At 69.6% G+C, this 6,250-nt stretch carries 6 protein-coding genes and 1 pseudogene; 5 read left to right on the top strand and 2 right to left on the bottom strand.

Translation table 11 applies throughout. The features are described 5' to 3' along the window. A partial coding sequence (locus J5F18_RS11700; RefSeq protein ID WP_346298800.1) for an acetate--CoA ligase family protein occupies positions 1-2,169 on the bottom strand: 2,169 nt, incomplete at its 3' end. A 116-nt stretch (positions 2,170-2,285) separates the two neighbouring features. Between J5F18_RS11700 and J5F18_RS11695 the strand changes: the two genes are divergently transcribed. Further along, positions 2,286-3,221, top strand: a complete 936-nt coding sequence (locus J5F18_RS11695; RefSeq protein WP_346298799.1) for a histone deacetylase family protein — start codon at positions 2,286-2,288, stop codon at positions 3,219-3,221. Between the two features lie 137 nt (positions 3,222-3,358). Beyond that, the gene (locus J5F18_RS11690; RefSeq protein ID WP_346298798.1) at positions 3,359-3,991 is read left to right on the top strand and encodes an XRE family transcriptional regulator; all 633 of its coding nucleotides are present in this window, start codon (positions 3,359-3,361) and stop codon (positions 3,989-3,991) included. On the opposite strand, the gene J5F18_RS11685 is transcribed toward J5F18_RS11690, so the two are convergent. Next, a complete protein-coding gene (locus J5F18_RS11685; protein ID WP_346298797.1) occupies positions 3,992-4,834 on the bottom strand; it encodes a formate dehydrogenase accessory sulfurtransferase FdhD in 843 nt (280 codons plus the stop codon). It abuts the gene before it with no gap. 137 nt (positions 4,835-4,971) lie between these two features. On the opposite strand from J5F18_RS11685, the gene J5F18_RS11680 reads away from it, so the two are divergent. The 3 genes and pseudogenes from J5F18_RS11680 to J5F18_RS11670 all read left to right on the top strand — a co-directional run. Continuing rightward, positions 4,972-5,289 (top strand): DUF1244 domain-containing protein, encoded by a 318-nt coding sequence (locus J5F18_RS11680; protein ID WP_346298796.1) that lies wholly within the window; start codon positions 4,972-4,974, stop codon positions 5,287-5,289. Further along, entirely contained in the window at positions 5,289-5,810 is a 522-nt protein-coding gene (gene moaB, locus J5F18_RS11675) for a molybdenum cofactor biosynthesis protein B (protein WP_346298795.1), read from the top strand. Before J5F18_RS11680 ends, moaB begins: the two co-directional genes overlap by 1 nt. Beyond that, positions 5,803-6,250 (top strand): annotated as a pseudogene (locus J5F18_RS11670) (molybdopterin molybdenumtransferase MoeA); the annotation flags it as partial. The gene moaB and the pseudogene J5F18_RS11670, both read left to right, overlap by 8 nt.

Genomic DNA, 6,250 nt, shown 5'->3' with positions numbered 1-6,250 from the left:
CGCGAAGCGCGCGGGGCTGCCCAGGTCCATGGCGAAGTCCACCGCCACCGTCTCGTCACGGTTGAGCAGCAGCGGGTTGATCTCTAGTCCGCGCAGCTCCAGCAGGTCGCTGGCCATCTGGGAGAGCTTGACCAGCAGCTGGCAGAGCCGCTCGATGTCGCGCTGCGGGTCGCCGGAGTGCTCATGGAGCAGCTTGGCGACATGGGTGCGATCGACCAGGTCCTCGGCCAGGCGCATGTTAAGGGGCGGCAGCGCCACCTGCCGGTCGGTCAGGATGTTGGCCTTGTAGCCGCCGATGCCGAAGACGATGACCGGGCCGAACACCGGGTCCCGGGTGATGCCGGCGCACACCTGCAGCGAGTGCTTGCCGCGCTGCATGGGCTGCAGGCAGTACTCGCGAACCCGGAAGGCCGGGTACTTCTCCGTCACCTTCTCGGCCAGCAGGCGGACCCCCTCGGCCACCTGCTCGGGCGTGCGCAGGTCCTGGAGCAGCCCCGCCGAGAGACGGTGGGGGTGCTTGCGATAGCGGAACGGCCGGCAGTTGCCCTCGTGCACCACCTTGAGCGCCATGGCGCCCGCCATGCCCGCGGCGGCCTCGGCGCCCTGCTCGGGGGTGGTGACGTAGCGGCTCGGTGCCACGGGGATCCCGTAGGCCTCCAGCACCTGGGCAGTCTCGGAATGCGAGAGGGTCTCGCGCCCCCCGGCCTTGGCCTCGTGGATCAGGGTCCGGCAGCGCCGACGGATATCCGGCGTGGTGGTGAAGGGCAGGCTGGGCGGGGTCTCCTGCAGCAGCGCCTGCACCCGCTGGTAGTCGACCATGTGCATGAAGGCCTTCACCGCCTTCTCCGGGGAGACATAGGTCGGGATGCCCGCCAGGTTGCACTCGTGGCGTGCGGACAGTGCCTCCTCGAGCCCCATGAAGCTGGTCAGCAGGTTGCGGCGAAAGCGCTTGCGGTTGGCCACCAGCGCCTCGGCGGTGACCTTCGAGGGCGCCAGGCGGGTCGGCGCATGGACCACCAGCACCGCATCCACGCCCGGGTCGGCGGCAACGATCTCCAGGGCATCGACGAACTTCTCCGGCGTGGCGTTGCCGCCGAGGTCGACCGGGTTCTCCCCGGGTTTGCTCATGTCGAAGTCGCCCTGCCGGAGTGCCCGGCAGGTCTCCTCGGTGAACTCGGCGAGCCGGCCGCCGGCATGGATCAGCTTGTCGATGGCCAGCATGGCCGGCCCCAGGCCGTTGGAGACGATGGCCAGGCGGTCGCCGCGCAGCGGCTTCATGCGCGACAGGGTCATCAGCGCATCGAACAGCTCGTCGGAGTCATGGACCCGCACCACCCCGGCACGCGAGAAGGCGGCGTCGAACACCTGGTCGCGGTTGGCGATGCCAGGGGTCGGTGGCAGCCCAGTGAGGTCAGACTGGGGGGTGCGGCCGCTCTTGATGGCCAGCACCAGGCGATTGCGCGAGGCATCGCGCAGGGCGGTCATGAAATGCTGGGCGTCGAGGATCTTTTCAAGGTGCAGCAGGATCGCCTGGGTCGGGGAATACTGGTTGATGTAGTCGAGCAGGTCGGGAAGCAGCACGTCGACGCTGTCGCCCAGGGTGATCAGGTGCGAGAAGCCCACGCCCCGCCCGGCGGCCCAGTCGATCATCGCGGTGCCGAGCATGCCGGACTGACCCAGGTAGGCGACCCTGCCCGCCTTGATCGGCTGGCTGGCGTAGGAGGCGTTGAGCCGGCGCCCGGGCACGATCAGCCCCATGCACTCCGGGCCCAGCACACGAATGCCCGACTCCCGGGCGGCATCCAGCATGCGCTGGCGGATCGACGCCTTGCCGTCCCGGGCCTCGTCCAGGTGCGAGCCGCCGGAGAGCACCAGGGCGGCGCGCACCCCGAAGCGCCCCAGGCGGGCGATGCGCCCGGGCACCGTGGCCACCGGCGAACAGATCACGGCGAGGTCCGGGGGCTCCGGCAGTTGGCCGACGCGGGCGAAGGCGGGCTGGCCGAAGACGCTCTCGTACCCCTTGGGGTTCACCGCCCAGAGGGTCCCGGGGAAACCGGCTTCCTGGAGGTTGCGGATCACCTGGCCGCCCAGGGACTCGGGCTTTTCCGAGGCGCCGATCACGGCGAGGGTGCGGGGTTCGAAGAAGTGACGCAGGAAACGAGTGCTCAAGACGCTCTCCCGGCGAATGGTGACAAGAGCTGGCTGCCTACTGTGTACGACCTATTGACACTGTCTGGCAAGCCGTTGCCCAACGTAAAGTGACGCCAGTCAGCCTGGAGAGCACGATGATCACCGGTTATATCACCCACCCCCACTGCCTGCTCCACCATATGGGGCCGGACCATCCCGAGAGCCCACAGCGACTGGAAGCGATCCGCGCCCGGCTGGCCCTGTCCGGGCTGCTGCAGCAGACCATGCAGTCCGAGGCCCGCGAGGCCACCGAGGAGGAGCTGGCCCGGGTGCACCCGCTGCGCCACCTGCGCGCCCTGGACAAGTGCGTGCCGGAGAGCGGCATCGTGACCCTCGACAGCGACACCCTGATGAACCCCGACAGCCTCGGGGCCGCCCGGGTGGCCGCGGGGGCGGTCATCCGCGGCGTCGACCAGGTCTTCCGCAACCAGGCCGACAACGTCTTCTGCGCGGTGCGCCCCCCCGGCCACCACGCCGAGGCCACCGACGCCATGGGCTTCTGCTTCTACAACAACGTGGCCGTCGGGGCGGCCTACGCCCGGGCCCGCTACGGGGCCCGGCGCATCGCCATCCTCGACTACGACGTGCACCAGTGCAACGGCACCATCGACATCTTCAAGGACGACCCCGAGGTGCTGGTCTGCACCAGCTTCCAGTACCCCTTCTACCCCTGGCGCTACCTGCGCAGCGAATGGCAGAACGTGGTCAACACACCGCTGGAGGCGGGTACCGACAGCGCCGCCTTCCGCCGCGCCCTCGAGGATGACTGGCTGCCCGCCCTGCACCGCTTCAAGCCCGAGCTGGTGCTGCTCTCCTCAGGCTTCGACGCCCACCGCGAGGATGAGATGGCCGAGCTCTGCCTGGAGGACGAGGACTTCTACTGGGTCACCCGGTTGGCCATGGAGATCGCTGGCCTTTATGCCGACAATCGGCTGGTCTCGGTCCTGGAGGGTGGCTATCACCTCGAGTCGCTGGGTCGCAGCGTGGAGGCCCACCTCAAGGCGCTGCTGGGACTGCCCTTCGCCGACTAGGCGTTTCCCGGTGACGGGAAACCGCCACGCGGCCCATGGTCACGGCCCCGTCGCGCATTGTATGGCTCGGCGGGCACCTCCCCCGCCGGAGCTGTGGTAGTCTAGGAGAAACTCTGTTTCCTATAGTGAACCGCCAGATGACCGCCACCACCGATCAGGAGGCCGCCCTGCGCATCGCCTCCGGCCGCAAGCCCTTGGTCGAGCCCCTGCGCCTGGGGGAACGCCTCAAGGAGATTCGCCTCGCCAACCAGTGGACGCTGGAGGACGTCAGCCAGCGCACCGGCCTGGCGCGCTCCACCCTGTCAAAGATCGAGAACGATCAGATCTCGCCTACCTTCACCGCCGTCCAGAAGCTGATCAGTGGCCTGGACATCGACCTGCCCCAGCTGCTCTCGCCGCCCCGCCAGCAGACCCGCACCATGGGGCGCCGCGACTTGACCCGTCGGGGCCACGGCCAGTTGCACCCGACGCCCACCTACGAGCATGAGCTGCTCAGCTGCGAGCTGGCCCAGAAGCGGATGATTCCCTTCAAGACCATCGTGCGGGCGCGCAGCTTCGACGAATTCAGCGAGTGGGTGCGCCACGACGGCGAGGAGTTCCTGATGGTGCTGGAGGGCGAGGTCCTGCTCTACACCGAGTTCTACGAGCCGCTGCGGCTCGAGTGCGGCGACAGCATCTACTTCGACAGCGACATGGGCCACGCCCTGGTCTCGATGAGCCGGGAGGATGCCGTGGTGCTGTCGGTCTGCTCCCGCAGCGACGCCGTCTGATCAGCGCCGGTCCCGATCGCCGGGCCGCCGCGCCGGCATCGCGTCCAGCGTCAGCCGCCCGGCGGCATGGATCGCCTGGAAGTGGCGACCCTTGGCCCGGGCGATCAGCATTACCCCGAAGCGAGCGGCGAGCTCGACCCCCTTCTGGGTTACCCCCGAGCGCGAGACCAGCACCCCGATGCCCATCTGAGCCACCTTGAGCACCATCTCGGAGGTCAGCCTTCCGGTGGTGTAGAAGATATCGGCGCGCCCGGAGTCGGCCTCCGCCAGCCACTGGCGCCCCGCCAGGGTATCCACGGCATTGTGGCGCCCCACGTCTTCCACGAAGTCCAGCACCCGGGCCTGGTGGCACAGGCCGCAGCCATGCACGGCGCCGGCGCTGCGGTAGGTCGCATTATAGGCCCCCAGGTTCTCCAGCAGCGCGTAGAGAGTGGATTGGCGCAGCGGGGTTTCGGGCAGCGGCTGACGGGGCACCGCCTCCAGCAGCCGGCCGAAGACCGTCCCCTGGCCGCAGCCGGTGGTCACGGTGCGATGGCCCAGGCGCTCCTCGAGATCCGCCGGAAGGTGGCGGGTGACCACCGCGGCGGCCTCCACCTCCCAGTCCACGTGCACCGCCAGCAGGTCCTCCCGGGCGCCAAGCAGCCCCTGGTTGCGCAGGTAGCCCACCACCAGCGCCTCGGGGTCGTCGCCCAGCGTCATCAGGGTGACGATCTCCCGCTTGTTGAGGTAGAGGGTCAGGGCACGCTCCGCGGCGATGGCCTGGCGGCGCGCCTCGCCGTACTCGTCTAGGACCTCGATCTCCAGGGTCGCGGGCAGGCGAGCATGGCTGCGGCTGAACGGCATGGCGCTCCTCGTGGCGAGCGGTGGAACCCCCATGATGGCACGCCCAGGAGGAGGCTGTCTGCCGACATCGGAGAGCCCCGTCCCTTCTGCTATGCTGTCTGCTCTCCGCTTCCCCAATCCCCCAAGGAGCAAGCCCCATGGAGCACCTGGACGATGCCACCCGAACCGAGCTGGAGGCGGCCGCCTTCCGCCGCCTGCTCAAGCACCTCGACGAGCACAAGGAGGTCCAGAACATCGAGCTGATGATCCTGGCCGACTTCTGTCGCAACTGCCTCTCCAAGTGGCTGGTGAGCGCCGCCGAGGAGCGGGGCTGTGAGCTCGATTACGAGCAGGCGCGCGAGTTCGTCTACGGCATGCCCTATCCGGAGTGGAAGGCGACGTACCAGCAGGAGGCCACGCCGGAGCAGCAGGCCGCCTTCGAGGCGCGTCAGGCTCGCAAGAAGGAAAACGGCTGATGGAGGACGCCATGATCCCCCTCGGCATTGCCGTGCTGACCATCTCCGATACCCGCACCGAGGCCACCGACCGCAGCGGCCAGGCCCTGGTGGAACGCCTCACCGCCGCCGGGCACCACCTGGTCGAGCGGCGGATCGTTCCCGACGACGTCTACCGGATTCGTGCCGTGGTCGCCGAGTGGATCGCCGACCCCGGGGTGCAGGTAGTGCTGACCACCGGGGGCACCGGCTTCACCGGGCGTGACTCCACGCCCGAGGCGGTCAGGGTGCTGCTCGACAAGCCGATCGAGGGCTTCGGGGAGCTGTTCCGCCAGCTGAGCCGGGAGGAGATTGGCAGCTCCACGGTGCAGAGCCGCTGCCTGGGCGGCCTGGCCAATGCCACCGCGGTGTTCTGCCTGCCGGGCTCCACCGGTGCCTGCCGCACCGGCTGGGACGGCATCCTCGCCGAGCAGCTCGACAGCCGGCACAAGCCCTGTAACTTCGCCAACCTCGTCATTCCGGAGCGCGGCCAGCATGGCTGAGCTCAACCCCCTGGAGGCGGCGCTGGCCGCCCTGCTGGAGGACGTCCAGCCCTTGCCCGGCGAGCGGCTCGCCTGCGAGCGTGCCGCCGGGCGGGTGCTGGCCGAGGCGGTGACGGCGCGCCTCGACGTGCCGCCCTTCGACAACAGCGCCATGGACGGCTACGCGCTCCACCATGAGGACGCCGGCCGCTGGCTCACCGTCAGCCAGCGGATCACCGCGGGCGCCACCGGAGGGCCCCTGGCGGCCGGGACCTGCGCGCGGATCTTCACCGGCGGGGCGATGCCGCCCGGCGCCGACTGCGTGGTGATGCAGGAGTGCGTCGAGGTCCAGGGCGACCGGGTGCGGGTCCCGGCAGAGATCCCCGCGGGTGACAACGTGCGCCGCCGCGGCCGCGACGTCGCGGCGGGCCAGGCGCTGCTGCCGGCCGGGGAATCGCTGG

This window comes from Halomonas sp. BM-2019, assembly GCF_017584085.1.
Note: the sequence above shows the minus strand (reverse complement) of the source record. Positions and strands in the feature narration are given on the sequence as shown.